Origin of the sequence: Thioalkalivibrio sp. ARh3, from assembly GCF_000377265.1 — a bacterium.
In the GTDB taxonomy this organism is placed as follows: Bacteria; Pseudomonadota; Gammaproteobacteria; order Ectothiorhodospirales; family Ectothiorhodospiraceae; genus Thioalkalivibrio; species Thioalkalivibrio thiocyanoxidans.
Map to the genome: position 1 here is coordinate 158,112 of NZ_KB897950.1, position 26,656 is coordinate 184,767.

General features: G+C 68.1%; 23 protein-coding genes and 1 other RNA gene. 23 read left to right on the forward strand and 1 reads right to left on the reverse strand.

The window, feature by feature from the left end:
* Nucleotides 1-9 precede the first annotated feature (9 nt).
* From rsmI to lpxC, 19 genes are all read left to right on the forward strand, one after another.
* The gene (gene rsmI, locus C995_RS0109315) at nucleotides 10-846 is read left to right on the forward strand and encodes a 16S rRNA (cytidine(1402)-2'-O)-methyltransferase (RefSeq protein WP_018864684.1); all 837 of its coding nucleotides are present in this window, start codon (nucleotides 10-12) and stop codon (nucleotides 844-846) included.
* A gap of 47 nt (nucleotides 847-893) precedes the next feature.
* An RNA gene (gene rnpB, locus C995_RS13675) (RNase P RNA component class A) lies at nucleotides 894-1,240 on the forward strand.
* 292 nt (nucleotides 1,241-1,532) lie between these two features.
* A complete protein-coding gene (gene mraZ / locus C995_RS0109320) occupies nucleotides 1,533-1,973 on the forward strand; it encodes a division/cell wall cluster transcriptional repressor MraZ (protein ID WP_018862592.1) in 441 nt (146 codons plus the stop codon).
* Between the two features lie 2 nt (nucleotides 1,974-1,975).
* The gene (rsmH, locus tag C995_RS0109325; protein WP_038070513.1) at nucleotides 1,976-2,905 is read left to right on the forward strand and encodes a 16S rRNA (cytosine(1402)-N(4))-methyltransferase RsmH; all 930 of its coding nucleotides are present in this window, start codon (nucleotides 1,976-1,978) and stop codon (nucleotides 2,903-2,905) included.
* Nucleotides 2,905-3,189: a cell division protein FtsL gene (gene ftsL, locus C995_RS0109330; protein WP_018864686.1), complete on the forward strand. Its 285-nt coding sequence runs from the start codon at nucleotides 2,905-2,907 to the stop codon at nucleotides 3,187-3,189. Before rsmH ends, ftsL begins: the two co-directional genes overlap by 1 nt.
* Complete coding sequence (locus C995_RS0109335; RefSeq protein ID WP_018864687.1) at nucleotides 3,177-4,892, forward strand: penicillin-binding protein 2; 1,716 nt, start codon at nucleotides 3,177-3,179, stop codon at nucleotides 4,890-4,892. The genes ftsL and C995_RS0109335 overlap by 13 nt, the downstream gene beginning before the upstream one ends.
* Nucleotides 4,889-6,406 carry a UDP-N-acetylmuramoyl-L-alanyl-D-glutamate--2,6-diaminopimelate ligase gene (locus C995_RS0109340; protein ID WP_018864688.1) on the forward strand — a complete coding sequence of 506 codons (1,518 nt, stop codon included), beginning with the start codon at nucleotides 4,889-4,891 and terminating at the stop codon, nucleotides 6,404-6,406. Before C995_RS0109335 ends, C995_RS0109340 begins: the two co-directional genes overlap by 4 nt.
* The gene (gene murF, locus C995_RS0109345) at nucleotides 6,403-7,776 is read left to right on the forward strand and encodes a UDP-N-acetylmuramoyl-tripeptide--D-alanyl-D-alanine ligase (RefSeq protein WP_018864689.1); all 1,374 of its coding nucleotides are present in this window, start codon (nucleotides 6,403-6,405) and stop codon (nucleotides 7,774-7,776) included. The genes C995_RS0109340 and murF overlap by 4 nt, the downstream gene beginning before the upstream one ends.
* Nucleotides 7,757-8,839, forward strand: coding sequence for a phospho-N-acetylmuramoyl-pentapeptide-transferase (gene mraY / locus C995_RS0109350; RefSeq protein ID WP_018864690.1), 1,083 nt, complete (start codon nucleotides 7,757-7,759; stop codon nucleotides 8,837-8,839). Before murF ends, mraY begins: the two co-directional genes overlap by 20 nt.
* A gap of 4 nt (nucleotides 8,840-8,843) precedes the next feature.
* Nucleotides 8,844-10,190 (forward strand): UDP-N-acetylmuramoyl-L-alanine--D-glutamate ligase, encoded by a 1,347-nt coding sequence (gene murD, locus C995_RS0109355; RefSeq protein WP_018864691.1) that lies wholly within the window; start codon nucleotides 8,844-8,846, stop codon nucleotides 10,188-10,190.
* Nucleotides 10,187-11,389, forward strand: a complete 1,203-nt coding sequence (ftsW, locus tag C995_RS0109360) for a putative lipid II flippase FtsW (RefSeq protein ID WP_018864692.1) — start codon at nucleotides 10,187-10,189, stop codon at nucleotides 11,387-11,389. The genes murD and ftsW overlap by 4 nt, the downstream gene beginning before the upstream one ends.
* On the forward strand, nucleotides 11,386-12,486 hold the full coding sequence (murG, locus tag C995_RS0109365; RefSeq protein WP_018864693.1) for an undecaprenyldiphospho-muramoylpentapeptide beta-N-acetylglucosaminyltransferase: 1,101 nt from the start codon (nucleotides 11,386-11,388) through the stop codon (nucleotides 12,484-12,486). The genes ftsW and murG overlap by 4 nt, the downstream gene beginning before the upstream one ends.
* Nucleotides 12,483-13,919, forward strand: a complete 1,437-nt coding sequence (murC, locus tag C995_RS0109370; protein WP_018864694.1) for a UDP-N-acetylmuramate--L-alanine ligase — start codon at nucleotides 12,483-12,485, stop codon at nucleotides 13,917-13,919. Before murG ends, murC begins: the two co-directional genes overlap by 4 nt.
* Nucleotides 13,916-14,875, forward strand: a complete 960-nt coding sequence (gene murB, locus C995_RS0109375; protein ID WP_018864695.1) for a UDP-N-acetylmuramate dehydrogenase — start codon at nucleotides 13,916-13,918, stop codon at nucleotides 14,873-14,875. The genes murC and murB overlap by 4 nt, the downstream gene beginning before the upstream one ends.
* Complete coding sequence (locus C995_RS0109380) at nucleotides 14,872-15,813, forward strand: D-alanine--D-alanine ligase (protein WP_018864696.1); 942 nt, start codon at nucleotides 14,872-14,874, stop codon at nucleotides 15,811-15,813. Before murB ends, C995_RS0109380 begins: the two co-directional genes overlap by 4 nt.
* A 59-nt stretch (nucleotides 15,814-15,872) precedes the next feature.
* Nucleotides 15,873-16,595: a cell division protein FtsQ/DivIB gene (locus C995_RS0109385; protein WP_018864697.1), complete on the forward strand. Its 723-nt coding sequence runs from the start codon at nucleotides 15,873-15,875 to the stop codon at nucleotides 16,593-16,595.
* Nucleotides 16,596-16,618: 23 nt separating this feature from the next.
* Nucleotides 16,619-17,854 (forward strand): cell division protein FtsA, encoded by a 1,236-nt coding sequence (gene ftsA / locus C995_RS0109390; protein WP_018864698.1) that lies wholly within the window; start codon nucleotides 16,619-16,621, stop codon nucleotides 17,852-17,854.
* Between the two features lie 91 nt (nucleotides 17,855-17,945).
* Nucleotides 17,946-19,103, forward strand: a complete 1,158-nt coding sequence (gene ftsZ / locus C995_RS0109395; protein WP_018864699.1) for a cell division protein FtsZ — start codon at nucleotides 17,946-17,948, stop codon at nucleotides 19,101-19,103.
* 120 nt (nucleotides 19,104-19,223) lie between these two features.
* The gene (lpxC, locus tag C995_RS0109400) at nucleotides 19,224-20,147 is read left to right on the forward strand and encodes a UDP-3-O-acyl-N-acetylglucosamine deacetylase (RefSeq protein WP_012983556.1); all 924 of its coding nucleotides are present in this window, start codon (nucleotides 19,224-19,226) and stop codon (nucleotides 20,145-20,147) included.
* A 12-nt stretch (nucleotides 20,148-20,159) separates the two neighbouring features.
* On the opposite strand, the gene C995_RS0109405 is transcribed toward lpxC, so the two are convergent.
* Nucleotides 20,160-20,588 (reverse strand): DciA family protein, encoded by a 429-nt coding sequence (locus C995_RS0109405; protein WP_018864701.1) that lies wholly within the window; start codon nucleotides 20,586-20,588, stop codon nucleotides 20,160-20,162.
* A 48-nt stretch (nucleotides 20,589-20,636) separates the two neighbouring features.
* Between C995_RS0109405 and C995_RS0109410 the strand changes: the two genes are divergently transcribed.
* From C995_RS0109410 to C995_RS0109425, 4 genes are all read left to right on the forward strand, one after another.
* Entirely contained in the window at nucleotides 20,637-21,527 is an 891-nt protein-coding gene (locus tag C995_RS0109410; protein WP_018864702.1) for a M23 family metallopeptidase, read from the forward strand.
* 112 nt (nucleotides 21,528-21,639) lie between these two features.
* Nucleotides 21,640-24,426 (forward strand): preprotein translocase subunit SecA, encoded by a 2,787-nt coding sequence (gene secA, locus C995_RS0109415; protein WP_018864703.1) that lies wholly within the window; start codon nucleotides 21,640-21,642, stop codon nucleotides 24,424-24,426.
* Nucleotides 24,427-24,447: 21 nt separating this feature from the next.
* On the forward strand, nucleotides 24,448-25,659 hold the full coding sequence (gene argJ / locus C995_RS0109420) for a bifunctional glutamate N-acetyltransferase/amino-acid acetyltransferase ArgJ (protein ID WP_018864704.1): 1,212 nt from the start codon (nucleotides 24,448-24,450) through the stop codon (nucleotides 25,657-25,659).
* Complete coding sequence (locus tag C995_RS0109425) at nucleotides 25,640-26,641, forward strand: Nudix family hydrolase (RefSeq protein WP_018864705.1); 1,002 nt, start codon at nucleotides 25,640-25,642, stop codon at nucleotides 26,639-26,641. The genes argJ and C995_RS0109425 overlap by 20 nt, the downstream gene beginning before the upstream one ends.
* Nucleotides 26,642-26,656 lie beyond the last annotated feature (15 nt).

A 26,656-nucleotide genomic window follows, 5' to 3' on the forward strand; every position in this document is an offset into this window, starting at 1 on the left:
ACGTTATGGGTGGTTGCGACCCCGATCGGCAATCTGGCCGATCTGAGCCCCCGTGCCCGTGATGTGCTGGCGCGAGTATCGCGTATCGCTGCGGAGGATACGCGACACAGCGCAGGATTGCTGTCGCATCTGGGGGTGCAGACCCCGCTGGTGAGCCTCCATGAGCATAACGAACGCGACCGTATCCCTTCGTTATTGTCCGCGCTGGAGGCGGGCGACGATCTGGCACTGATCTCGGATGCCGGGACACCGCTGGTCTCCGACCCGGGCTATCGCCTGGTACGGGCGGCGACCGAGGCGGGGCTGCCGGTGCGCGCGATACCCGGCGCCAGTGCGCCGCTCGCCGCGCTGGCCGTCGCCGGTCTGCCATCCGACCGTTTCTGTTTCGAGGGTTTCCTTCCGCATGCCGGCGGGGCCCGCCGTCGCCGCCTGGAGGCCCTGCTGGTGCAGCCGGTGACCACGATCCTGTTCGAGTCCTCGCATCGTGTGCGCGCCGCGGCCGACGACCTGGCCGCGCTGGCGCCGGAGCGGGTGGTGTTCCTCGGGCGCGAGTTGACCAAGCAGTTCGAGGAACACTACAGAGGAGCCGCTGCCGAACTCCCGGCCTGGCTCGATGCCGATGCCAATCGTCTGCGTGGTGAATTCGTCCTGATCCTTGCGCCGGCCCCGCAGGCGGCCGACCCGGAGTCCGAGGATGCCCCGCTGGCCGACGAACATGAGCGGTTGCTGGGGGCGTTGCTGGGTGAGCTCCCGTTGAAGCGGGCTGTGCGGGTGCTGGCCGATGCCACCGGGCTGCCGCGCAACCGTGTCTACGCCCGGGCCCTGCGTTTGAAGGACGAGGGCTGATGGGGTTTTCCTTGCTTTGTTGCGGGTGCGGGCGTAAAAGGAGCGCGGGAGCTGGCCTGGCAGTCGCTGCATCCACTGGATGCGGAGGAAAGTCCGGGCTCCACAGGGCAGGACGCCAGGTAACGCCTGGGCGGCGCGAGCCGACGGAAAGTGCCGCAGAAAATACACCGCCGATGGCCTTCGGGCACAGGTAAGGGTGAAATGGTGCGGTAAGAGCGCACCGCACGGCTGGTAACAGTCCGTGGCAGGGTAAACCCCGTCCGGAGCAAGGCCAAATAGGGGTGCATGGTGTGGCCCGCATCGCACCCGGGTAGGCTGCTCGAGGCGTCCGGTGACGGACGTCCCAGATGAATGACTGTCCACGACAGAACCCGGCTTACGGCCGGCTCCCACTTTTTCCCACCTTTCGTACCCCGTCCGCGGGCCTGCGTGTCGCCGTGTCGGCGGTTCCTGTCGAAAAATAGTGAAGTAGTTTCTTAAGTGTGGCCCTCAAGGCGCGGCTTTTGGGGTCTTATTTTGTGCCCGCGCCATGGCTGGGTGGGGCTTCGCTAAGTCTCTGTGATTCAACGCTTATTTTTGGTTTTTTCGGGTCAATTTTCTTGACTCCTGGAGATAGCCGTACCTATAGTGTCGAAAAGTGGGAAAAGGTGGGAAAAGGTGGGTAACCACCGCAACCGGTACCGGCCATGTTTCGAGGCGTAAGCCAGCTCAATCTGGATGCCAAGGGTCGCTTGGCCATGCCCGCGCGCTATCGCGATGCGCTGGCGGCATCCTGTGGCGGCCAGCTGGTGATCACCGTTGACCCCGACCGCTGCCTGCTCCTGTACCCGTTCCCCGAGTGGGAGCGCATCGAGCAAAGCCTGATGTCCCGCCCCAACATGAATCCGAAGGTCCGCAACCTGCAGCGCCTCCTGGTCGGTCATGCGACCGAGTGCGAGCTGGACGGCAGTGGCCGTCTGCTGCTGCCGACGCCGCTTCGCCAGTACGCCAGTCTGGACAAGCGCGCGGTGCTGCTGGGGCAGGGCAACAAGTTCGAGATCTGGGATGCCGATTCCTGGGATGCCCGTTGCGAGCAGGCGCTGGGGGGTGATGTGGATGACGACGCGCTCGAGTCCATTGCGTTGTGACCATGACGGAAGCCGCCATTCATATCCCGGTGCTGCGCGACGCGGTGCTGGAGGGGCTGGCCGTGCGCGCTGACGGGTTCTACGTGGATGGGACCTTCGGGCGCGGCGGACACAGCCGTGCGATTCTCGATCGCCTCGGTGCCGGCGGATGCCTGCTGGCGATGGACCGGGACCCCGAGGCGGCTGCGGCCGCCTCTTCGTTTGCGGACGATCCACGCTTTGTCTTCGAGCCGGGCCCGTTCTCGGCGATGGCCGATACCCTGCGCCGGCGCTTCCCCGATCGTGCGCCGGATGGCGTGTTCCTGGATCTGGGGGTCTCCTCGCCGCAGCTGGACACCCCCGAGCGCGGTTTCAGCTTCCAGCATGACGGCCCGCTGGATATGCGCATGGACCCCGCGCAGGGCGAGAGCGCGGCGGACTGGCTGGCCCGCGCGGAGCAGGACGAGATCGCGGATGTGATCTACCACTACGGCGAGGAGCGCCATTCGCGTCGTATCGCCCGTGCGATCATCGCCGCGCGCGCCGAGGCCCCGATTACGCGGACCGCCCAGCTGGCCGAGATCGTGCGCCGCGCAGTGCCCGGCCGCGAGCCGGGCAAACATCCGGCCACGCGCACCTTTCAGGCCCTGCGTATCCATGTGAATCGGGAGCTCGAGGAGCTGGAGCAGTGGCTCGAGACGATCCCGGAGGTGCTGCACCCGGGCGCGCGCATGGTGGTGATCAGCTTTCATTCGCTGGAGGACCGGATGGTCAAGCAGGCGTTGCGTGGCCCGCGCCCGGACGCGCGCCTGCCGCGCGGTTTGCCGGTCATGCCCGAAACGCCCGAGCGCCCGTGGCGCGCGATCGGCAAGCCGGTGCGTGCCGATGCCGAAGAGCAGCGCCGCAACCCGCGTGCGCGCTCGGCGGTGCTGCGCGTGGGGGAGCGCACCTGATGGTCTTTCGCGGCTTCATCCTGATCATCCTGGCGACCGGGGTCTTCGCCTCCGCCGTCGGCGTGGTGGCGGCCAAACACGAGGCACGCCAGGCCTTTATTGCGCACCAGTCGGAGCTTTCGGAGCGCGACACCCTGAACCTGGAGTGGACGCAGCTGCAGATCGAGCAGTCGACCTGGGCGACACAGGGGCGTATCGAGCAGCAGGCGCTCGAGGAACTGGGCATGATCAAGCCCGAGCCGGATCGCATCGTGGTGATCGGGGGGCGTACATGGGAGCCCTGAAGCGCCAAGTCAGCCATGGCCGCCTGAAGGTACTGCTAGTCGTGTCCGCGCTGGTGCTCGTGGCCCTGGTGCTGCGCGCCATCGATCTGCAGGTGCTCAGCCGCGACTTCCTGACGCAGCAGGGCGAGCAGCGCCAGGTGCGCACGCTGACCGAGTCGGCCCATCGCGGCATGGTGACCGATCGCAATGGCGAACCCCTGGCGATCTCCGCCCCGGTACAGACCGCCTGGGCCAATCCCAAGGACCTGCTGGAGCAGCGCGACCGCTGGCCGGAGCTGGCCGAGGCGCTGCAGGTCGATGCCGACTGGCTGGCCGAGCGCATCGAGACGCGTGCCGGCCGGGAGTTCATGTACCTGCGTCGGCATATGCTGCCGGCCCAGGCGGAGCAGGTGACCGCCCTGCGCATCCAGGGGCTTGGCCTGACGCGCGAGTTCCGGCGCTACTACCCGCATGGCGAGACGACCTCGCACGTCCTCGGCTACACCGATATTGACGATCGCGGGCAGGAGGGCGTGGAGCTTGCGTTCAACGACTGGCTGTCGGGCGCGCCGGGTGCCAAGCGTGTCCTGCGCGATCGCCACGGACGCACGATCCGCGATGTGGCCAGCATCCGGCCCGCCCGCGACGGCCGCACGTTGCGCCTGACCATCGACCAGCGCCTGCAGTACCTGGCCTACCGCGAGCTGAAGGCCGCGGTGGCCGAGCATGATGCTCAGGGCGGCTCTGCCGTGCTGCTGGATGCCCGTACGGGCGATGTCCTGGCGATGGTCAATCAGCCGAGCTTCAATCCGAACAATCGCGGCTCGATCCGCTCGGAACTCGCGCGCAACCGGTCGCTGACGGACAGCATGGAGCCGGGGTCGGTGGTCAAACCCTTCACCGTGGCCGCGGCGCTGGATGCGGGCATCATCGACCCCAACGTGACCCTGGACACCCGTCCCGGGACCATGCGTGTCGGGCGGCTGACCGTGCGCGACTTTCGTGACTATGGCGTGATCGACCTGACGACCCTGATCGCGCGTTCCAGCAATGTCGGGGCGACCAAGCTGGCACTGGACCTGCCGCCGGACCGGTTCTGGCAGGTGCTGCATCAGGCCGGGTTCGGCCAGTCGACCGGGACGCACTTCCCGGGCGAGGTGAGTGGCCGCCTGCGCGACTTCCCGACCTGGCGCGAGGTCGAGCAGGCCACGATGGGCTATGGCTACGGCCTGTCGATCACGCCCCTGCAGATGGCCGCGGCCTATACCGCATTCGCCAACGACGGCCAGCGCATCCCGGTGCAGTTGGTGCAGATTGCCGATGACCTGCGCGAGCCGGCCGCCGTGATGACCCCGGAGACCGCCCAGCGCGTGCTTGCGATGATGGAGCACACCATCGGCTCCGAGGGTACCGCCCGCCAGGCCGCGATCGACGGCTACCGCATCGCGGGCAAGACCGGAACCAGCCGCAAGAGCGGCCCCGGTGGCTACACCGAAGATCGCTATATCTCCAGCTTCGTAGGGCTGGCGCCGGCATCGGATCCGCGTTTCGTGATGGCCGTGGTGATCGACGAGCCCAATGCCGGCACCTACTTCGGTGGCGCGGTGGCGGCGCCGGTATTTCGGAACGTGATCGGCTCGGCTTTGCGGATGTTCAACGTGCGCCCGGACGCGATGCCGGATCTCCCGATGCAGTTCGCTGCCGAGCGCGAGGGCTCGACATGATGGCGGCGAATACGGTCCAGACCGTCCCGACGCTCGGCAGCCTGTGGCCCGCTGGTGCGCCGCCGCTGGCGGGCGAGGTCGCCGGACAGTGTGTGACCGATCTCGTCCAGGACAGCCGCCGCGTGACCCCGGGGGCAGTCTTTGTCGCTCTGCGTGGAACGCAGGGCCACGGCCTTGCCCATGCGCGGGCGGCAGCCGAGCAGGGCGCGGTGGCCATCCTGTGGGACGAGGCCGAGGCGGCCCCGGCCCTGGATATCCCGGTGCTGCATCTCCCCGGTCTGCGCGCCGCGCTGCCGGCGATCTGCGATGCCCTGTGGGGTGCCTGGCCGGCCGAGTACCCCGTGGTCGCGGTAACCGGTACCGATGGCAAGACCTCGGTCAGCCAGCTGCTGGCCAGCGCCCTGGAGCAGCTCGGTGTCCCCACGGGGGTGGTCGGCACGCTGGGCGTGGGCCGCTTCGGGGCGCTGGAGGACTGTGGCCACACGACCCCGGGCGTGATCGACCTGCACCGGCACCTGGCCCGGCTAGCCGCCGACGGCTGCCAGGCGCTCTCGATCGAGGCCTCGTCGCACGGGCTCGAACAGGGGCGCATGGCCGGGCTCCCGGTGCGCGTCGCCGTGCTGACCCGCCTAGGATCGGATCATCTGGATTTTCACGGCAGTGAGCAGGCCTATGCCGATGCCAAGGCACGGCTGTTTGCCTGGCCGGGGCTGGAGACCGCCGTACTCAACGCCGACGACGCCCTCGGGCAGCGCCTGATCCGCGAAACCACGGCCGGGCGCACCCTGACGTACAGCGCGGTGGGGGCAGCGGCCGATCTGGTTGCGCGCGAGGTCGAGGCCCGCGCCGACGGGATCCGTTTCACGCTGGAGGCGGAGGGTGGTGCCTGGCCCGTACAGACGGCCCTGTTCGGGCTGTTTCAGGTCGGCAACCTGCTGGCGACGCTCGCCGCTCTGCGTGCGCTGGGTCATTCCTGGCCCGCCGGTGTGGATGCGGTGTCGCGTCTGCGCGGTGTCCCGGGGCGCATGGAGCGCTTCGAACTGCCCGGCGGGGCGTTATTGGTTGTGGACTATGCCCACACCGAACAGGCCCTGGCCGCGGCACTCGACGCGCTGCGCCCGCACACGGCCGGTCGTCTGATCGTGGTCTTTGGCTGCGGCGGCGATCGCGATATCACCAAGCGTCCGGCCATGGGCCGGGCCGCCAGTGCGCGCGCCGATCAGGTGATCGTGACGGACGACAACCCGCGTTCGGAAGACCCGGCCGCGATCCGGACCGCCGTGCTGGCCGGCTGTGACCGGCCCGAGGCCTGCCGCGAGGTGGGCGATCGCGAGGCGGCAGTACGTGCGGCCGTGGCCGAGGCGGGCGCGGGCGACGTGATCCTGCTGGCGGGCAAGGGGCACGAGACCACCCAGCAGGTGGGTACGCGGTTTTATCCGTTCAGCGATCGCGAGCTGGCACGCCAGCTCGGCGCTCGCACGAACGCGGGAGACAGTGGGGGGGATATCCAATGATCCGGATGACCGGACAGGAACTGGCGGACGCCGTGCGCGGCCGACTGGAAAATGGCGACGGGGAGCAGGTCTTCGAGGGGGTGTTCACCGACACCCGGCAACCGCTCGACGGAGGGCTGTTCGTGGCCCTGCGCGGCCCGCGTTTTGATGCCCACGAGCATGTCGCCGCCGATCTGCCGGCGGCCGTGCTGCTGGTGGAACGCATGCTGGAGGTTCCGCATCCGCAGGTGGTGGTGGCCGATGCCGGCGAGGCCCTGGGTCGACTGGCCCAGCACTGGCGCCGCCGCAGCCGGGCGCGCGTGATTGCGCTGACCGGCTCCAATGGCAAGACCACGACCAAGGAGATGCTGCGCTGCATCCTCGAGGGGGTGGGCTCGGTGCATGCCACCCAGGGCAACCTGAACAACGAGATCGGCGTGCCGCTGACCCTGCTGGCCATGCCCGAGGACACCGATTACGCGGTGATCGAGATGGGCGCCAACCATGCCGGCGAGATTGCCCGTATGGCGCGCTGGACCGAGCCGATGGTCGCGCTGATCACCAACGCGGGGCGGGCCCACCTGGAGGGCTTCGGCAGCCTCGAGGGCGTGGCTCACGCGAAGGCCGAAATCTTCTCCGGCCTGCCGTCCCAGGGCGGTACCGCGGTGATCAACCTGGATGATCCATTCGCCGATTACTGGCTGTCGTTGAACGAACACCATCACTGCCAGCGCTTTTCCCTGGAGGGTGGTGGAGAGGTCGAGGGCATGTGGCAGGCTCCCGACCGTTTGCGGCTGACCATCCTGGGGGGCGGACGTGACCTGCGCTTGTCCAGTCCGGGGCGCCATGTCGCCGCCAATGCGGTTGCCGCGGCCGCAGCGGCGAATGCGGTGGGGGTGCCGATCGATGCGATCGCCAACGGTCTGGCGCGCTGGGCCCCGGTGCAGGGGCGTCTGCAGGAACTCTGGCACGTCAGTGGCGCCCGCCTGTGGGACGACACCTACAACGCCAACCCGGATTCTCTGCGCGCGGGGCTCGAGGTGCTGGCAGCCATGCCCGGCCGGAGGATCCTCGTCCTGGGCGCAATGGGCGAGCTGGGTACGGAGACCCCGGCGCTGCACCGGGAGACCGGGAGTCTGGCCCGCGCAATGGGCCTCGACTACTGCCTGGCGCTGGGCGAGGCCGCCCGCGACAGTGCCGAGGCCTTTGGCGAGGGCGGCGAGTGGTTTGCCGATCATGATGCGCTGCAAGCACGGCTGGAGGGGCTGCTGCAGGACGACACTACGGTTCTGGTCAAGGGCTCGCGCAGCCAACGCATGGAGCGGATCATAGAGGGCCTGGAGCTGGCCCCGTCGGCACGGGGGGCTGCGAATGCTGTTCGCGCTGACTGAATATCTCGCGCAGTTCCATAGCGGCTTCACGGTCTTCCAGTACCTGACCCTGCGCGCGATCCTGGGCGTGGTGACCGCGCTGGCGATCGCGCTGCTGATTGGTCCGGCGATGATCCGCCGGCTGACGGTCGGCAATGTCGGCCAGCAGGTCCGGGACGACGGCCCGGAGTCGCACCTGAGCAAGGCCGGCACGCCGACGATGGGCGGGGCGCTGATCCTGGTGGCGGTCGCAGTAGCGACCCTGCTTTGGAGCGATCTGACCAATCGCTTTGTCTGGATCGTGCTGCTGACCACGCTGGCCTTTGGTGCGGTCGGAGGCTGGGACGACTACCTGAAGCTGCGCTACGGCAACAGCAAGGGGCTGACGGCCAGGGCAAAGATCCTGTGGCAGACCTTGTTCGCGCTGGTCGCCGCCGGGGTGATCATGGCGACCGCGCAAAGCCCGGTCGAAACGAGCTTCTATCTCCCCTTCTTCAAGGACTTCGAGTACCACCTCGGCTGGTTGTTTATCCCGCTGGTCTGGCTGGTCGTGGTCGGCTCCTCCAACGCGGTCAACCTGACCGACGGCCTCGATGGCCTGGCGATCATGCCGGCGGTGCTGGTGGCCGGGGCCCTCGGGGTCTTCGCCTATGCGGCCGGCCACGCAGTATTCGCGGATTACCTGCAGATCCCCGCAGTGCCGGGGGTGGGCGAGGTCGGGATCTTCGCCGCCGCACTGGTCGGGGCCGGGCTCGGCTTTTTGTGGTTCAACGCCTATCCCGCCCAGGTCTTCATGGGTGATGTCGGGGCCCTGGCCCTGGGGGCAGCCCTGGGCATGATGGCGATCCTGACCCGTCAGGAGATCGTGCTCCTGATCATGGGCGGCATCTTCGTGCTGGAGACGCTGTCGGTGATGCTGCAGGTCGCCTCGTTCAAGCTCACCGGGCGGCGCATCTTCCGCATGGCGCCGCTGCACCACCACTTCGAACTCAAGGGCTGGCCGGAGCCGCGCGTGATCGTGCGCTTCTGGATCCTGACCGTCGTGTTCGTCCTGATCGGTCTCGCGACCCTGAAGATCCGCTGACGCCATGTCGAAGCCACAGCCGCACAATCTGATCGTGGGAACCGGAGCGACGGGGCAGTCCGTCGCTCGATTCCTGCGTGCGCGTGGCGAGAATTTCGCGATCACCGACACGCGTCGCGACCCACCGGCACTGACGGCCGGCGCCGACGCCGCCTGGCTTGCCAAGGCCTGGGCCGGGCCGCTGGACGAGCTTGATACCTCGCGCTATGCGCGACTGATCGTCTCCCCGGGAGTCGCGCTGGAATGCCCGGCCGTCGCTCGGGCGCGCAAGGCGGGTGCGACCATCACCGGGGACATCGACCTGTTCGCCGAGGCTGTCGACGCCCCGGTCGTCGCGATTACGGGGTCCAACGGGAAGAGCACGGTCACGGCCCTGGTCGGCGAGATCCTGAGCGCGGCCGGCCAGAAGGTCGCCATGGGGGGCAATTTCGGTACCCCCGCGCTGGACCTGCTGGATGCGGCGGTGGAGGTCTATGTCCTGGAGCTGTCGAGCTTTCAGCTCGAGCGCAGCGATTGCCTGGCACCGGCCGGGGCCGCAATCCTGAATATCTCTCCGGACCATCTGGATCGCTATCCGGACCTCGGGGCGTACATCCAGGCCAAGGCCCGCATCCTCGATCGCGCCGAACGCGGCGTGCTCAACCGTGATGACCGTTGGTTGCGCGAACTGCCCCTGCCGGCAGGGTTGCGAGTGGTCTCGTTTGGACTGGATGCCCCGCTCGCAGCGACCGATTTTGGCGTCACCACCGGCGAGGACGAGCCGGATCTGGTGCGTGGCAACGAGCGCTTGCTGTCCACGGCACGTCTGCGCATCCGCGGGCAACACAACTGGGCCAATGCCCTGGCCGCCCTGGCCCTGGCCTGGCCGTGGCTGGAATCGCCGCAGGCGCGGGCGGAGGCATTGGCGGCGCTGGCCGATTTTGCGGGGCTGCCACACCGCTCGCAGTGGATCGCGCGGGTGGCCGAGGTCGACTACATCAACGACTCCAAGGGCACGAACGTGGGTGCGACCCTGGCCGCGCTGCGGGGTACCCCGGGGCCGCTGGTGCTGATCGCCGGCGGGCAGGGCAAGGGGCAGGATTTCTCGCCGCTGGCGGACTACGTGCCCGGCAAGGTCCGGGGCGTGGTGCTGCTCGGCGAGGATGCCCCGCTGATTGCCCGGGCCCTGGCCTCGGTGGTGCCGGTGCAGCGGGTGGACGACATGACCGCGGCCGTGGAACAGGCGGCCGCCTGGGCGCAGCCCGGCGACACCGTACTGCTCTCGCCGGGCTGCGCGAGCCTCGACATGTACGACAACTACCAGGCGCGTGGTGACGACTTCGCGCGGGCTGTGCGGGAGCGTGCGGCATGAGTACCGGATCGCTGCCCCTCGGACTGCCGTCGCGCGATTCGCTCGACGGCCTGCGCAACAGCGTGGATCTGCCGCTGCTGGCTGCGGCCGCGCTGCTGCTCGGGCTCGGTCTGATCATGGTCGCCTCGGCCTCGATGGATCTGGGCGAGCGCTACTACGGCAACATCTGGCACTTCTTCCAGCGCCAGGTGCTGTTCGCCGCCATCGGGCTCGCACTGGCGACGGTTATGTGGACGGTCCCGCTGCAGCGCTGGGAACGCGCCGGGCCGTGGCTGCTGATCCTGGTGATGGTGCTGCTGATCGCGGTGTTGCTGCCGGGCGTGGGCCGCACCGTGAACGGCGCGACCCGCTGGATCCCGATCGGGATGTTCAATCTCCAGGTGGCCGAGCCGGTGAAGCTGCTGGTGGTGATGTACCTGGCCGGTTATATCGTGCGCCACTACTCGACCCTGCGGTTGCACCTGCTGGGGTTTGTGCGTCCGCTGGTCGTGCTGGGCTTCGGCACCGTGTTGCTGCTGCTGCAACCCGACTTTGGCGGCGCGGCCATCATGCTGGCGATCGGCATGGGCATGCTGTTCCTGGCCGGTGCCAAGCTGTGGCAGTTTGCCGCGCTCGGCGCGACCATCGCGGTGGGCATGGCATTTGTCGCGGTAGCCGCGCCCTACCGGGTTGCGCGCCTGACTGCATTCCTGGACCCCTGGCAGGATCCGTTTGCGACCGGGTTCCAGCTGACCCAGTCGCTGATCGCAATCGGCTCGGGCGGCTGGTTCGGCGCCGGTCTGGGCAACAGCGTGCAGAAGCTGTTCTACCTGCCGGAGGCCCACAACGACTTCCTGTTCGCGGTCTTCGCCGAGGAATTTGGCTTTATCGGTGTGCTTGCCCTGATCGTGCTGTTTACGGTGGTGGTCTGGCGTTGCGTGAAGATCGGGCTCTGGGCGGAGCGTGCGGGCCATGCGTTCGGCTCTCACCTGGCCTTCGGTGTCGCGATCTGGCTGGCGCTGCAAAGCGCGCTCAATCTCGCGGTGAACATGGGGCTCCTGCCGACCAAGGGCATGACGCTGCCGTTCCTCAGTTACGGCGGCAGTTCGCTGATCGTCACGCTGATGGCGATCGGGCTGGTGATGCGGGTCTATCGCGAGGCGCAGGTCCCGGCCCCGCGCCAGCCGAGCTCGCCGCGGCGCAAGAGGGGGCGGACATGAACAATCCCCTGCGCATCCTGATCATGGCCGGGGGTACCGGCGGACACGTCTTCCCGGGGCTGGCCGTCGCCGAGGCCCTGCGCGCCCGCGGTGCCGAGGTCCTCTGGCTGGGTACCTCGCGCGGCATCGAATCGCGCCTGGTGCCCGCGGCGGGGATCGAGCTGCACACCCTCCCGATCAGCGGCGTGCGCGGCAAGGGGCTGGTGGGGCTGCTGCTGGCCCCGTGGCGTCTCGGCATCTCGCTGTGGGCGGCGCTGGCCCTGATTACCCGGCTGCGTCCGGCCGCCGTGATCGGCTTTGGCGGATTTGCGGCCGGCCCCGGCGGCCTGATGGCCGCCGCGCTGGGCCGCCCGCTGGCGATCCACGAGCAGAACGCGGTCGCCGGTCTGACCAACCGCTGGCTGGCACGCATCGCAGACCGCGTCTATGCGGGCTTCGACCATGCCTTCCCCGAGCGCCATACGGTGACCGTCGTGGGCAATCCGGTGCGCACGGAGATCGCGGCGCTGCCGGAGCCCGAGGAGCGCTTCGACGCGCGCTCCGGCCCGCTGCGGGTGCTGGTGCTGGGCGGCAGCCTCGGCGCGCGTTCGCTGAACCGTGTCGTGCCGGCGGGGCTCGAGCAGGCCCGTCCCGCGCAGCCGCTGGTGATTCGCCACCAGGCCGGGGAGCGCACGCTGGACGAGGCGCGCGCGGCCTATGCCGAGACCGCGCTGGAATACGAAGTGACCCCGTTTATCGAGGACATGGCCGAGGCCTATGCCTGGGCGGATCTGGTGATCTGTCGGGCCGGTGCGCTGACCGTGGCCGAGGTTGCGGCGGCTGGCGTCCCGGCCCTGTTCGTGCCGTATCCGCATGCGGTCGACGATCATCAGACCGCGAATGCCCGAGCCCTCGTCGAGGCGGGTGCGGCCTGGCGCCTGGCGGATGCCGATCTGACGCCCGAGCGGGTCGCCGAGATTGTGCGTCCGCTGGGGCGCGAGGCGCTGCGGGAACGCGCGCGCCTGGCCCGCGACCAGGCCTGCCCGGACACTGCCGAGCGTCTGGCCGAGGCCTGCCTGGAGATGGCCAATGCCCGGCGGGGGAGGCAGAGCTCATGAATGCCCCGCGTCTGCCACGCCACGCGATGCGCCGCATCCGCCGTATTCACTGTGTCGGCATCGGTGGTTCCGGCATGAGCGGGATCGCCGAGGTCCTGCATCAGCTGGGCTACCAGGTCTCCGGATCGGATCTCGGCCAGTCCGCGATGGTCGCGCGACTGACCGGCATGGGGATCCCGGTGGCACCCGCTCATACGGAAGAGAACGTTGCCGAGGCCGATGTGCTGGTGGTGTCCAGCGCAATCGACCCCTCCAACCCCGAGGTGCAGGCGGCCCGCCGCCGCGGGATCCCGATCGTGCGCCGGGCGGAGATGCTCGCGGAGCTGATGCGCTTTCGCTACGGCATCGCCGTGGCGGGTACCCACGGCAAGACCACCACGACCAGCCTGGTGGCCAGCGTGCTTGCCGAGGCCGGCATGGACCCCACCTTCGTGATCGGCGGGCGCCTGAACAGCACCGCCAGTCACTCGAACCTGGGGGCGGGCGACTACCTGGTCGCCGAGGCCGACGAAAGCGACGCTTCGTTCCTGCACCTGCAGCCGATGATCAGCATCGTGACCAATATCGATGCCGACCACCTCGGGACCTATGGCAACGACTTCGGGAACCTGCGCGCGACCTTCCTCGAGTTCCTGCACCACCTGCCGTTCTACGGCATCGCCGTGTTGTGCGCGGACGACCCGCAGGTGCGCGATCTCTATCCGGAACTGGAGCGCCCGCGCCTGACCTACGGCATCGAGGCGGAAGCCGATGTGCGCGCCCTGAACGTGCGCCAGGAAGGCGTGCGCATGTTCTTTGATCTGAAGCTGCCGGGACAGGCCGCGTTCCCGGTCACGCTGAACCTGCCCGGGCGCCACAACGTGCTCAATGCCCTGGCTGCGGCGGCCGTCGCGCACGAACTGGAGGTCGCCCCCGACGCGATCCAGGCGGCGCTGGAGCGCTTCCAGGGGATCGGTCGGCGCTTCCAGGTGCAGGAGCTCGATACCGCGCAGGGCCCGCTGACCCTGGTCGACGACTACGGCCACCACCCGCGCGAGATCGCGGCGACCCAGGCCGCGGGGCGCGACGCCTGGCCCGACCGGCGGCGCATCACCGTGTTCCAGCCGCACCGTTACACCCGCACACGCGACCTGTTCGAGGACTTCGCCGAGGCCCTGTCCGAGGCCGATGTGCTGATCCTGCTGGAGGTCTATCCCGCCGGCGAGGAGCCGATCCCCAGCGCAGACGGCCGCAGCCTCGCGCGGGCGATCCGGCTGCGCGGACAGGTCGAGCCGGTGTTCGTCGAGCATGCGGCGGACGTCGCCGACGTCCTGTCCGGGATGCTCAAGTCCAACGACGTCGTGATCACCCAGGGGGCCGGTGATATCGGCCGGCTGGCGAGCCTGTTGCCGGAACAGCTGGGGGCGAAGAAGCGCCCCGGGAGTGCGACATGATGGCGGCGCGCGCGGTGGAACCGGTGAACGGCCCGTTTGCTCATGCCCCTCGGGGCCAGGTGCGGCCCGAGGCCCCGCTGGCCGGGTTGACCTCCTGGCGTGTGGGCGGTCCGGCCGACTGGCTGTTCCGGCCGGTGGACCGGGCCGACCTGGTGTCGGCACTGGCGGATCACGCCCGGCATGCCCCCGCTATGCCGGTGACCTTCCTGGGCCTGGGCAGCAACGTCCTGATCCGCGACGGCGGCATCGAAGGGCTCGTGGTGCACCTGTCCGGGGTCCTCAACGAGCGCGAGCGCCTGGAGGGCAACCGTGTACAACTGGGTGCGGGGCTCGCCTGTGCCCAGGCCGCACGGTTCTGTGCCCGCGAGGGCCTGGTGGGCGGCGAGTTCCTGGCCGGCATCCCGGGCACCCTGGGCGGCGCGCTGCGCATGAACGCGGGGGCCTGGGGCGGCGAGATCTGGCCGCTGGTCGAGTCGGTATCCACCGTGGATGCCGGCGGGCAGGAGCACCAGCGTCAACCGGGCGAGTACCGCATCGGCTATCGCAGCGTCGAGGGTCCGGACGAGTGGTTTACCGGCTGCGTGCTGCAGCTGGAGCCCGGCGATCCGGCCGCTGGCACGGCGCGCATCAAGGAGCTGCTGCGCGAGCGCTCACAGAAGCAGCCACTGGGCCTGCCGTCCTGCGGGTCGGTGTTCCGCAACCCGCCCGGCGATCACGCCGCGCGCCTGATCGAGGCGGCGGGACTGAAGGGCCTGCGCCACGGTGGCGCGGAGATCTCGCCCAAGCACGCGAATTTCATTACCCACGATGGCTCGGCGCAGGCCGCCGACATCGAATGGCTGCTACGCCACGCGCAAAGCGAGGTGGAGCGGCGCTTTGGTGTACGCCTGGAGCCGGAGGTGCGGCTGCTGGGTCGACCGGGTCCCACGGACGAGACAATCGAGGGAAGGCAATGAGCAGGCGCAAACCGGAAGAATATGGACGTGTGGCGGTCTTGATGGGCGGCTGGTCCGGCGAGCGGGACATCTCGCTCAAGAGCGGCAACGCCGTGCTGGCCGCGCTGCGCCGCCAGGGCGTCGATGCCCATGCCGTCGATCTCACCCGCGAGACGGCGCGCTGCATGGCGCTGGAGGACTATGACCGGGTGTTCATCGCCCTGCATGGCGAGTGCGGCGAGGACGGCACGCTGCAGGGCTGCCTCGACATGGCCGGCATGCCCTACACCGGGACCGGGGTGCTGGGCTCGGCGCTGGGCATGGACAAGCTGGCCTGCAAGCGACTCTGGGCGGGGACCAATCTCCCGAGCGCGCCGTATCGGCTGCTGACGCCGGGCTTCGATCCGGAGGCGGTGGCCGATGCCCTCGGCCTCCCGCTGATCGTCAAGCCCGCGCGCGGTGGTTCCAGTCTGGGCATCACCCGGGTTGATCGTGCCGAGGACCTGCCGGCTGCCTTTGATGCGGCGCGCGTGCAGCCGGGGCAGGTGTTCGCCGAGCAGTGGATCACCGGGCGCGAATACACGGTTGCGGTGCTCGGCAACGAGCCGCTGCCGGTGATCGAGATTCGCGCGGCGACCGGATTCTACGACTACCACGCGAAGTACGAGGCGGACGATACCGGCTACCTGTGCCCGCCCCCGGACCTGTCGCGCAGTGCCCAGCTGGAGCTGCAGTCGCTGGCGATCGCTGCCTTTGCCACGCTCGAGGGCTGCGGCTGGGGCCGGGTGGACATCCTGCAGGACGAGCACGGCGAGAACTTCCTGATCGAGGTCAACACCATCCCCGGCATGACCGACCACTCGCTGGTGCCGAAGGCGGCCGCGCAGGCGGGCATCGATTTCGACGAGCTGTGTCTGCGCATCCTCGATTCCAGCTTTGAATGCGGGGGGCTGCGTTGAGCGCGCGACGCACAATGCGACCCGCGCGGCGGCCGGAAGGTCCATCGCGCCTGCAGGCCATGGCGGGGCCGGGGCTGCGACTGCTCGCCGGCATGGGGCTGGCGGGGGCGCTGGTGCTGGGCTTCAGCCTGTGGCTGCACTTCGATCCGGACCAGCATCTGCCGATCGGCTCCATCCAGATTGCCGGCGAGCCGAGTCATGCCGACACGGACGCGATCCTCGAGCGGGTGCGGGCGCATGCGCCGGGGTTCGTGGGCACGGACCTCGAGGTCCTGCGCGAGGAGTTGCAGGCGATGCCCTGGGTGGACGCGGTGCAGCTGCGCCGGCGCTGGCCGGACACCCTGGAGATTCATGTGACCGAGCCGGTTCCGGTAGCCCAGTGGGGCGACGACCACCTGGTGGACCGCCACGGCCGTCTGTTCGGACCGGTGGATCTCGCCGAATGGGATTTCCTGCCGGCACTGGCCGGCGAGGACGGCCGTCAGGTGGTGCTGATGCACCGCTACCTGGAGGTCTCCGCGCGCCTGGCCGATGCCGGGTTCGAGGTCGTGGGCGTGCACGAGGGCAAGCGGCATGACTGGACGATCCATCTGGCCGACGGGGCCGAGGTCCTGATGGGCCGCGACGTGAATCTGAACCGGCTGGGCCAGCTGGTGCGCGCGGCACCGGCCCTGCGGGCGCGCGAGGACGCCCCGATTGCGCGGGTGGACCTGCGCTATCCGCACGGTCTGGCCGTGGCCTGGGCCGAAGAAGCGGACAACAACGGCGGCAACGCCCGATGACACGAACGACAGGACGCAGAAAGATGATGGCAAAGAAGTCGGAACCCGGACTGATCGTTGGCCTGGATGTCGGCACCTCGAAGATCGAGGCGATCGTCGGCGAGCTGACCGACGAGGGCGAGATCGAGATCATCGGTATCGGCTCCTCGCCATCGCGCGGGCTGAAGAAGGGCGTGGTCGTGAACATCGAGTCCACCGTCCAGTCGATCCAGCGCGCGGTCGAGGAGGCCGAGTTGATGGCCGGCTGCGAGATCCATTCGGTCTACACCGGGATCGCCGGCTCCCACATCAAGAGCTACAACTCCACCGGCGTGGTCGCGATCAAGGATGGCGAGGTGGTCCCCGGTGACGTGGACCGGGTGATCGATGCCGCCCGTGCGATCGCCATCCCGGCCGACCAGCGCATCCTCCACGTGCTGCCGCAGGAATACATCATCGACGAACAGGAGGGCATCCGCGAGCCGATCGGGATGTCCGGGGTGCGGCTGGAGGCCAAGGTGCACCTGGTGACCGGCGCGGTGTCCGCGGCGCAGAACATCGTCAAGTGCGTGGAGCGCTGCGGGCTGCGGGTGGACGACATCATCCTGGAACAGCTGGCCTCCAGCTATTCGGTACTCAGCGAGGACGAGAAGGACCTGGGTGTCTGCCTGGTGGATGTCGGCGGCGGCACGACCGACATCGCAGTGTTCGCCCACGGCGCGATCATGCACACCGCGGTGATCCCGATTGCCGGGGACCAGGTGACCAACGACATCGCGGTGGCCCTGCGTACGCCGACCCAGTACGCCGACGAACTCAAGATCAAGTACGCCTGCGCGCTGCGCACGCTGGCCGACCCGGGCGAGACCATCGAGGTCCCCGGTGTCGGCGATCGCGCCGCGCGCCGGCTGTCGCGCCAGACGCTCGCCTCCGTGGTCGAGCCGCGCTACGAGGAACTGCTGCAACTGGTGCAGGCGGAACTGCGCCGCAGCGGTACCGAGGAAATGATTGCCGCCGGGGTGGTGCTGACCGGCGGCTCGTCCCGAATGGAAGGTGTGGTGGACCTCGCCGAAGAGGTCTTTCACATGCCCGTGCGCCTGGGGGTGCCGCAACGCGTCACCGGGCTCCTGGATGTGGTGAAGAATCCGATCCACGCGACGGGGGTGGGGCTGCTGCTCTATGCCCGCGAATCGCGTGCGGAGCAGGAGGCCCGGCCCGTGAGCAGCGGGTTCCAGGGTGTATGGGCGCGCATGAAGCGCTGGTTTTCCGGACAGCTCTGATGACCGGGGCCGCCGGAGTTATGGGGGTCGGACCGCTCTCCGACCATGGACAAACAACTGACATGTACACACGAACCGAGAGGACGCAGCCATGACGTTCGAACTGATGGATACCTTTAGCCAGAACGCCACGATCAAGGTCGTTGGTGTTGGGGGTGGTGGCGGCAATGCCGTACAGCACATGGTTCACTCGCAACTCGACGGCGTGGACTTCATCTGCGCCAACACCGATGCCCAGGCCCTGAAGAGCCTGGACTCCAAGACGCTGCTGCAGCTGGGCGGCGACATCACCAAGGGCCTGGGTGCCGGGGCCGATCCGTCGGTCGGGCGCGAGGCGGCCCTGGAGGACCGCGAGCGCATCCAGGACCTGCTCCAGGGTGCGGACATGGTGTTCATCACCGCCGGCATGGGTGGTGGTACCGGCACCGGGGCGGCCCCGGTGGTCGCGCAGATCGCAAAGGAGATGGGCATCCTGACCGTCGCGGTGGTCACCAAGCCGTTCCCGTTCGAGGGCAAGAAGCGCATGCAGGTGGCTGTGTCCGGGATCAAGGCGCTGACCGAGCAGGTCGATTCGCTGATCACCATCCCGAACGAGAAGCTGCTGACCGTGCTGGGCAAGAACACCACGCTGCTGGATGCCTTCAAGGCCGCCAACGACGTGCTGTTCGGTGCGGTACAGGGGATCGCCGAGCTGATCACCCGTCCGGGCCTGATCAACGTCGACTTTGCCGACGTGCGCAACGTGATGCGCGAGATGGGCATGGCCATGATGGGGACCGGGTCCGGGACCGGCGAGGACCGTGCGCGGCAGGCTGCCGAGGCTGCGATCGCCAGCCCGCTGCTGGAGGATGTGGACATCTCGGGCGCTCGCGGCATCCTGGTGAACGTTACCGGGGGTATGGATGTCGGCATCGGCGAGTTCGAGGAGGTTGGCGAGGCCGTGAAGGCCCTGGCCTCCGAGGACGCGACCGTGGTGGTCGGGACCGTGATCGATCCGGAGATGAGCGACGAACTGCGCGTGACCCTGGTGGCCACCGGTCTGGGGGCTCAGCCGTCCCAGCAGGAACGTCCCCAGGTACGCGTTGTGGATGCCCAGCCCAAGCGCGCGGTGGGCTCCGACGTCGAGGTGGACCTCGATCAGCCGACCGTCAAACGTCGTGGCGGGGACAATCTCGCGGTGGACTACAACCAGCAGCAAGGCATCGATGTGCTCGATATCCCGGCCTTTCTGCGCAAACAGGCCGACTGAGCAAGGGGCCGCATGCAGGGAGGGCGGAAACTTGCAATAATGCGGTAATCGTTGTGTGCATGAGGAGCCCGGGAGGGCCCGGGCTCCACTATGCGCCTGAAAAGAAAGAGGTTATACGCGTTGATTCGACAAAGAACGCTCAAGAACAGCATCCGGGCCACAGGCGTGGGGCTGCATACCGGGGAGAAGGTCGTGTTGACGTTGCGACCAGCGCCGGTGAATACCGGGATCGTTTTCCATCGGAGCGATCTGGATCCTGTCGTCGAAATCCCGGCCCGGGCGGAGAACGTGGGCGACACACGTTTGTCGACAACGCTGGTCAAGGGAGACGTGCGTGTTTCCACCGTGGAACACCTGCTCTCCGCGATCGCGGGGCTGGGTATCGACAACCTGCACGTGGATGTCAGTGCCGCCGAGGTCCCGATCATGGACGGCAGTGCCGGGCCGTTCGTGTTCCTGTTGCAGTCCGCCGGGCTCAAGGAACAGGACGCCCCCAAGGAATTCATCCGGGTGAAGCGCAGCGTGGAAGTCCGCGAGGGCGACAAATGGGTGCGCTTCGACCCCTACGACGGGTTCAAGGTCGGTTTCTGCATCGACTTCGAACACCCGATGTTCACCGACGGGAGCCAGCGTGCCGAGCTGGACTTCTCGTCCACCTCCTTTGTGAAGGAGGTTTCGCGTGCCCGGACCTTCGGGTTCATGCGCGACATCGAGGCCCTGCGCGCCAACCAGCTGGCGCTGGGCGGCAGCCTGGACAACGCCGTAGTGCTCGATGACTACAAGATCCTGAACGAGAATGGCCTGCGCTACGACAACGAGCTGGTCAAGCACAAGATCCTCGATGTGGTCGGGGATCTGTACCTGCTGGGCCACAGCCTGATCGGCGCGTTTACCGGGCACAAGTCCGGGCATGCGCTGAACAACCAGCTGATTCGCCAGCTGGCGGCGGACGAGACCGCCTGGGAAAAGGTTACCTTCGAGGACCCCTCGGAGCGGCTGCCGATCTCCTTCGGCCAGTTGGCGCCAACGATCGCTACCGGCTAGGCCCGGCGGGGGCTAGCGTCCCCGCGAGGACAGCGCGGCCAGGCGTTCCAGCGCCCCGGACAGCGCCGGATCGCTGACCGAACGGGCGGTCTGCCTGAGTAGCGAGCGGGCCGCCTCCGGGATCTCGCGCTGGACCGCGACCGGCTCGGGTTGCGGCGCGCGTGGCGTGCTGTCGAGTCGGATGCGCACCTCGGTGGTGCCGTCGATGCCGGCCGCCGCGAGCGTCTTGAGCAGCTCGCGCTGCTGGAAGCGGATCTCGGTCGCCAGCGCGCGATCGGTGCAAACCGCGATCAGGGTTTCTCCCTGTCGGGTCAGGGCCAGGCGCCCGCGCCGCAGTTCCTCGCCCACCACGGGGGCGAGAGCCCGCTCCAGCTCCAGATCGCGGGAACAGTGAACGCTCAGATTGGCCGCAACAAAGCGGTTGGCGGGGCGCGGCATCATCGCTGCCGCCCCGCGCAGTCCGACAGTACAAGAGTAATCGAGAAAGCCATGCAACTGATCGTACTACGACCGGACGGCCTGTGTACCCGGCTTCCGCTGCGTGCCACCCTTATCCTCGCCGCCACGCTGCTGGCCCTGATGGTGGCGGCCGTCGCTGGTGCCTACTGGGTGGGGCAGCAGCAGCGAGAGGTCGTCCAGGTCCCCGTTGTCCCGGGCAGTGACCAGGCCGTCATCGAGGCCGCCGAGCGCGAGGTTGCCCACGAGGGGCTCAAGCATCTGGCAGAGCGTGTGGTGACACTGGAGCGGCAGCTCGCTCGTGTGGATCTGCGCATGCGTTCGGTGGGGGAGACCCTCGATCTGGATCTGTCCGAACTGGTGCCCGCGATGGGGGGGCAGGGTGGCCCCGAACTGGAAGGCCCGGATTCCCCCATGGCCATGGATGAACGCCTCCATGCCTTGGAGCGTCTTCTCAATCGGCACCAGGCCTCGGTGGCCCTGATCGACGATACGCTGCGCGAGGATGCGTCGCGCGAGGCCCTGCGCCCTCAGCTCATGCCGGTGGATGACGAGGCCTGGATTAGCTCCGCGTTTGGCTATCGGAATGACCCGTTTACCGGCGAGCGACGCTTCCACTCGGGGATGGATTTCGCCGGCAGCCATGGCTCGGACATCCGTGCGGCGGGGGGTGGCGTGGTGGTTTTCTCGGGCAAGCGCGACGCCTACGGCAAGATGGTCGAAATCGACCATGGCGGTGGCTTGCGCACGCGCTATGCGCACAACTCGGAGTTGCTGGTCGAGGCCGGTCAGCGCGTGAGCGCCGGCGATAGCATTGCGCGGATGGGCCGCACCGGCCGCGCCACCGATACCCATCTGCACTACGAAGTCCTGAAAGCAGGGCGGGCCGTCAACCCCTACGACTTCCTGCCCGACGACGACTGAAACCGAAACCCCTTGCCGGTGTCCGCCCCCGCGCAGGTGGTGGGCGGATGGTTTATCCTAAGCGGGTTTCGGACAACGGTTGGCTCTCACAAGCCCCCTCAAGCGGATCCCTATGGTCAAGCAGCTCGTACAGAAGTTCTTCGGCAGTCGCAACGACCGCATCATCAAGCGATATCGCAAGCAGGTCGAGCAGATAAACGCCCTGGCGGAAGCCAACGAGGCCCTGCCGCGCGAAGAGCTGCATCACAAGACCACCGAGCTGCGCAAGCGGGCCCAGGACGGCGAGTCCCTCGACAAGCTGTTGCCGGAGGCCTTTGCAGTCTGCCGTGCCATGAGCATTCACGTGCTGGGCATGCGCCACTTCGATGTACAGCTGATCGGCGGCATGGTGCTGAACGACGGGCGCATCGCGGAGATGCGCACGGGGGAAGGCAAGACCCTGGTCGCCACGCTGCCCGTGTACCTCAATGCCCTGACTGGCGACGGCGTGCACGTGGTGACGGTGAACGACTACCTGGCCCGCCGCGATGCCGCCTGGATGGGTCAGCTTTATCATGCGCTGGGGCTAAGCGTCGGTGTAGTCAACTCCTCCGGGGGGCAGGGCGTGGACAGCGCCTCGTATCTGTACGACCCCGATTACAAGGCCGAGGAAGGGGGGATGGATCACCTGCGCCCCGTGACTCGCCGCGAGGCCTATGCCGCGGACATTACCTACGGCACCAACAACGAGTTCGGCTTTGACTACCTGCGTGACAACATGGCCTTTTCGGCCGATCAGCGGGTACAGCGCGGCCTCAATTTTGCGGTGGTCGACGAGGTCGACTCGATCCTGATCGACGAGGCCCGGACCCCGCTGATCATCTCCGGCCCCAGTGGCGACAGCTCCGAGCTGTACGAAAGGCTGAACAAGATCCCGCCCCAGCTCACCCGTCAGGAAGACGAGGAGAGCGAGGGCGACTACTACGTCGACGAGAAGGCCAAGCAGGTCTTCCTGAGCGAGGACGGTCACGAGAAGGCTGAGCAGTTGCTGCGCGAGGAGGGGCTGCTGGAGGAATACCAGTCCCTGTACGACGCCGGTTCGATCCAGGTCCTGCATCACCTGAATGCCGCGCTGCGGGCCCATGCCCTGTTCCACCGCGACGTGGACTACCTGGTGCGCGACAACAAGGTGCAGATCATCGACGAATTCACCGGCCGCATCATGGGCGGCCGCCGCTGGTCCGAGGGCCTGCATCAGGCGATCGAGGCGAAGGAGGGCGTGCCGATCCAGCGCGAGAATCAGACGCTGGCCTCGATCACCTTCCAGAACTACTTCCGCCTGTACGAGAAGCTCTCCGGCATGACCGGTACCGCGGACACCGAGGCCTACGAGTTCCAGACGATCTATGGACTCGAGGTCGTGGTCGTGCCCGGCAACAAGCCGCTCGTGCGCGACGACATGCAGGACCTCGTCTACCTGACCCAGGACGAGAAGTACGATGCGATCATCAAGGAGATCCAGTGGTGCGTGGATCGGGGCCAGCCCGTACTGGTCGGCACCGCCTCCGTGGAGGCCTCCGAGCGCCTGGCAGACCGGCTGAAGAAGACCGGGATCAAGTTCGAGGTGCTCAACGCCAAGCAGCACGAGCGCGAGGCGGCGATCATTGCCCATGCCGGGCGCCCGGGCGCGATCACGCTGGCGACCAACATGGCCGGCCGCGGGACCGACATCGTGCTGGGGGGCTCGCTGGATGCCGAGCTGGCCGAGGTCGATCCGGAGGACACCGCGACGCGGGAGAAGATCAAGGCCGACTGGCAGAAGCGTCACGACCAGGTGCTGGAGGCCGGGGGACTGCACATCATCGGTTCCGAGCGCCACGAATCCCGCCGTATCGACAACCAGTTGCGCGGGCGTTCCGGGCGCCAGGGCGATCCGGGTTCCAGCCGCTTCTTCCTTTCGCTGGAAGACAACCTGATGCGGGTGTTCGCCTCCGAGCGCGTCCGCGGCCTGATGCAGCGCCTGGGGATGAAGGAAGGCGAGGCGATCGAGAACGCCTGGGTTTCGCGGGCGATCGAGAACGCCCAGCGCAAGGTCGAGGCGCACAACTTCGATATCCGCAAGCAGCTGCTGGAGTACGACGACGTCGCCAATGACCAGCGGCGGGTGATCTACGAGCAGCGTGCGGAACTGCTGACCACCGAGGACATCAGTGACACCATCGATGCCTTGCTCGGCGACGTGATCAATGCCCAGATCAGCGAGTACATCCCGCCGGGCTCGATCGAGGACGAATGGGACGTCGAGGGTCTCGAGCAGGCCCTGACCGGCGAGTTCGGGATCGAACTACCCGTGAAGCAGTGGCTCGAGTCCGAGGAAGACCTGCACGAGGAGCCGCTGCGCGAGCGGATTATCGAGCACGCCCGAACGCTGCTCGCCGGCAAGCGCGAGCAGCTGGGCGACACCACGATGAACCGCCTGCAGCGCGACATGATGCTGCAGGTGCTGGATACCCAGTGGAAGGAACACCTGGCCGCGATGGACTACCTGCGCCAGGGCATCGGGCTGCGCGGTTACGCGCAACGCAACCCGAAGCAGGAATACAAAAAAGAAGCCTTCGCGATGTTCCAGTCCCTGCTGGAGCGCATCAAGCACGACGTGATCAAGTATCTGCTGCGTATCCAACTGCGTTCGCCCGAAGAGGTCGAGGCGCTGCAGCCGAAGAAGAAGGCCCCGGCCGAATCCGACATGGAGTTCCAGCACGAGAATCCGGACAGCGCGCTGGAGGCCGGGGCGGAAGAGCGCGAGCCGGTGGCGAGCGGTGATACCCCCTATCGTCGCGAGGGTCCCAAGCTCGGGCGCAACGAGCCCTGCTGGTGCGGTTCGGGCAAGAAGTACAAGCAGTGCCACGGCAAGCTCTGAGCGTCTAGGGAAACACTGAACATGGCCGTTGGGCTGCAACCCCCGGACACATTGCTGCCGGTGCCGGGCATCCGCCTGGCCACGACGGCGGCAGCCATTCGCTACGCCGGGCGTGACGATCTGGTGCTGGTCGACGCCGGCCCGGATGCCACCATTGCCGCGCTCTACACTACCAACGCCTTCTGTGCCGCCCCGGTCATCGTCGCCCGCGAGCATCAGGCCGAGGCTTCCGGCCGCTGGCTGCTGATCAACGCGGGCAATGCCAATGCCGGGACCGGCGAGCCGGGGCTGGCCGCCGCGCGTGCCTGTTGCGAGGCGGTCGCCGAGGTGGTGGGGGGCGATGCCCGCGCGGTGCTGCCGTTTTCCACCGGGGTGATTGGCGAGCCGTTACCGGTCGAGCGGATCACCACGGCCCTGCCCGCCCTGCACGCGGCCCTGGTCCCAAATGGCTGGATGCCGGCCGGCCGCGCGATCATGACCACCGATACGGTGCTCAAGGGCAGCAGTCGCCGCATCGAGCTGTCGGGCGGTACCGTGACCCTGACGGGGATCGCCAAGGGCTCCGGGATGATTCACCCGAACATGGCCACGATGCTCGGGTTCATCGGGACCGATCTCGCTATCACCGAAGCCGAGCTGCTGCCTTTGCTGCGTGAAGCGAATGCGGCCAGCTTCAACGCCATTACGGTGGATGGCGACACCTCCACGAACGATGCGGTCGTCTGCATGGCCTCGGGCGCCAGTGGCGCAACGCTGGCAACGGCCGAGGACCGCGAGGCCTTCGCGCGCGCACTCGGGGATCTGTGCCTTGAGCTCGCGCAGGCGATCGTGCGCGACGGCGAGGGTGCGACCAAGTTCGTGACCGTGGCGGTGGAATCGGCCCGTGACGGGGCCGAGGCCTCGCGGGTGGCCGAGACCGTTGCCCTGTCGCCGCTGGTCAAGACCGCCCTGTTCGCCTCCGACCCCAACTGGGGGCGCATCCTGGCCGCAGTCGGTCGCGCCGGCGTTACGGGCCTGGTGATCGAGCAGGTCGCCATCACCGTCAATGGTGTGGAGATCGTCCGTGGGGGCGGGCGTTCCCCGGACTACACCGAGGCAGCCGGGCAGCAGGCCTTTGCCCAGGACGAGATCGAGATCCGGATCGCGCTGGGTCGGGGGCAGGCCGCGGCCCGCAAGTACACCTGTGATTTCTCCCACGAGTACGTTCGTATCAATGCCGAATACCGGTCCTGAGCCGGGCCATCCGACTTCGCCGCTGGAGGTCGCGGTGGGGCTGGTCCTCAATGGCGACGGCCGCGTGCTGGTCAGTCGTCGCCTGGCCGGACGGCACCTGGGCGGTTACTGGGAGTTTCCGGGCGGCAAAATTGATGCCGGCGAGAGTGCCTTTGCGGGCCTTGCGCGCGAGCTGCACGAGGAGCTGGGGATCGTCGTGCGTGGGGGTGTCCAGTGCCTGACCGTGCGCCATGACTTTGCCGAGTGTTCCGTGGCCCTGCGCGTGTTCCGGGTGACCGACTGGTCCGGCGAGGTGCATGGTCGCGAGGGTCAGGAATGGGCCTGGCGCGACCCGGCGACTCTGGAACCCACGGATTTCCCCGCCGCCAATCACCCGATGTTCCAGGCCCTGGTCCTGCCGCAGCACTACCTGATCACCCCTGCACCCGCCGGGCGGTCCGAGATCCCGGCTGTGATCGAGCAGGTACAGGCGGCGCTGGCGCGTCTGTCGAGTCCGATGGTACAGGTGCGCGCCCCGGGCCTCGAGCGGGCGGATTACCGGGCCCTGATCGAGCCGCTGCATCGCTTCGCTCGGGCGCGCGGCATCCCGCTGCTCGCAAATGCGCCCTGGGAGTGGGTCGATGATCTGCCGGGGACGGGCTGGCACCTGCCGGAACGGCGCTGGCGAGAGTGTTCGGGGCGTCCTCCCGTCTCGGGGCCGGTCGCCGCCTCGGTGCACGACGCCGAAGGGCTGGCGGCGGTTGCCCGCCTGGGGCTGGACTTTGCGGTCCTGAGCCCGGTTCGGGCTACCGCATCCCACCCGGGTCTGCCCGGTATGGGGTGGGAGCGCTTTGCGGCACAGGTGCGCGAGGCGGGGGTCCCGGTTTATGCCCTGGGCGGGATGCAGGAGGCAGACCTGGGGCAGGCCCGGACCTGCGGTGCGCAGGGTATCGCGGCGATCCGCGGGTTGCTCGAACAAGGCCCCGGTTCACAACCGGGTTAAAGCGCGGGGGCGTGC

Excerpts from the sequence above, each read along its gene's own strand:
- mraZ (WP_018862592.1), top strand. The coding sequence starts at position 1,533 with ATGTTTCGAGGCGTAAGCCAGCTCAATCTGGATGCCAAGGGTCGCTTG.
- rsmH (WP_038070513.1), top strand. The coding sequence starts at position 1,976 with ATGACGGAAGCCGCCATTCATATCCCGGTGCTGCGCGACGCGGTGCTG.
- ftsL (WP_018864686.1), top strand. The coding sequence starts at position 2,905 with ATGGTCTTTCGCGGCTTCATCCTGATCATCCTGGCGACCGGGGTCTTC.
- C995_RS0109335 (WP_018864687.1), top strand. The coding sequence starts at position 3,177 with ATGGGAGCCCTGAAGCGCCAAGTCAGCCATGGCCGCCTGAAGGTACTG.
- C995_RS0109340 (WP_018864688.1), top strand. The coding sequence starts at position 4,889 with ATGATGGCGGCGAATACGGTCCAGACCGTCCCGACGCTCGGCAGCCTG.
- murF (WP_018864689.1), top strand. The coding sequence starts at position 6,403 with ATGATCCGGATGACCGGACAGGAACTGGCGGACGCCGTGCGCGGCCGA.
- mraY (WP_018864690.1), top strand. The coding sequence starts at position 7,757 with ATGCTGTTCGCGCTGACTGAATATCTCGCGCAGTTCCATAGCGGCTTC.
- murD (WP_018864691.1), top strand. The coding sequence starts at position 8,844 with ATGTCGAAGCCACAGCCGCACAATCTGATCGTGGGAACCGGAGCGACG.
- ftsW (WP_018864692.1), top strand. The coding sequence starts at position 10,187 with ATGAGTACCGGATCGCTGCCCCTCGGACTGCCGTCGCGCGATTCGCTC.
- murG (WP_018864693.1), top strand. The coding sequence starts at position 11,386 with ATGAACAATCCCCTGCGCATCCTGATCATGGCCGGGGGTACCGGCGGA.
- murC (WP_018864694.1), top strand. The coding sequence starts at position 12,483 with ATGAATGCCCCGCGTCTGCCACGCCACGCGATGCGCCGCATCCGCCGT.
- murB (WP_018864695.1), top strand. The coding sequence starts at position 13,916 with ATGATGGCGGCGCGCGCGGTGGAACCGGTGAACGGCCCGTTTGCTCAT.
- C995_RS0109380 (WP_018864696.1), top strand. The coding sequence starts at position 14,872 with ATGAGCAGGCGCAAACCGGAAGAATATGGACGTGTGGCGGTCTTGATG.
- C995_RS0109385 (WP_018864697.1), top strand. The coding sequence starts at position 15,873 with ATGGCGGGGCCGGGGCTGCGACTGCTCGCCGGCATGGGGCTGGCGGGG.
- ftsA (WP_018864698.1), top strand. The coding sequence starts at position 16,619 with ATGATGGCAAAGAAGTCGGAACCCGGACTGATCGTTGGCCTGGATGTC.
- ftsZ (WP_018864699.1), top strand. The coding sequence starts at position 17,946 with ATGACGTTCGAACTGATGGATACCTTTAGCCAGAACGCCACGATCAAG.
- C995_RS0109405 (WP_018864701.1), bottom strand. The coding sequence starts at position 20,588 with ATGATGCCGCGCCCCGCCAACCGCTTTGTTGCGGCCAATCTGAGCGTT.
- C995_RS0109410 (WP_018864702.1), top strand. The coding sequence starts at position 20,637 with ATGCAACTGATCGTACTACGACCGGACGGCCTGTGTACCCGGCTTCCG.
- secA (WP_018864703.1), top strand. The coding sequence starts at position 21,640 with ATGGTCAAGCAGCTCGTACAGAAGTTCTTCGGCAGTCGCAACGACCGC.
- argJ (WP_018864704.1), top strand. The coding sequence starts at position 24,448 with ATGGCCGTTGGGCTGCAACCCCCGGACACATTGCTGCCGGTGCCGGGC.
- C995_RS0109425 (WP_018864705.1), top strand. The coding sequence starts at position 25,640 with ATGCCGAATACCGGTCCTGAGCCGGGCCATCCGACTTCGCCGCTGGAG.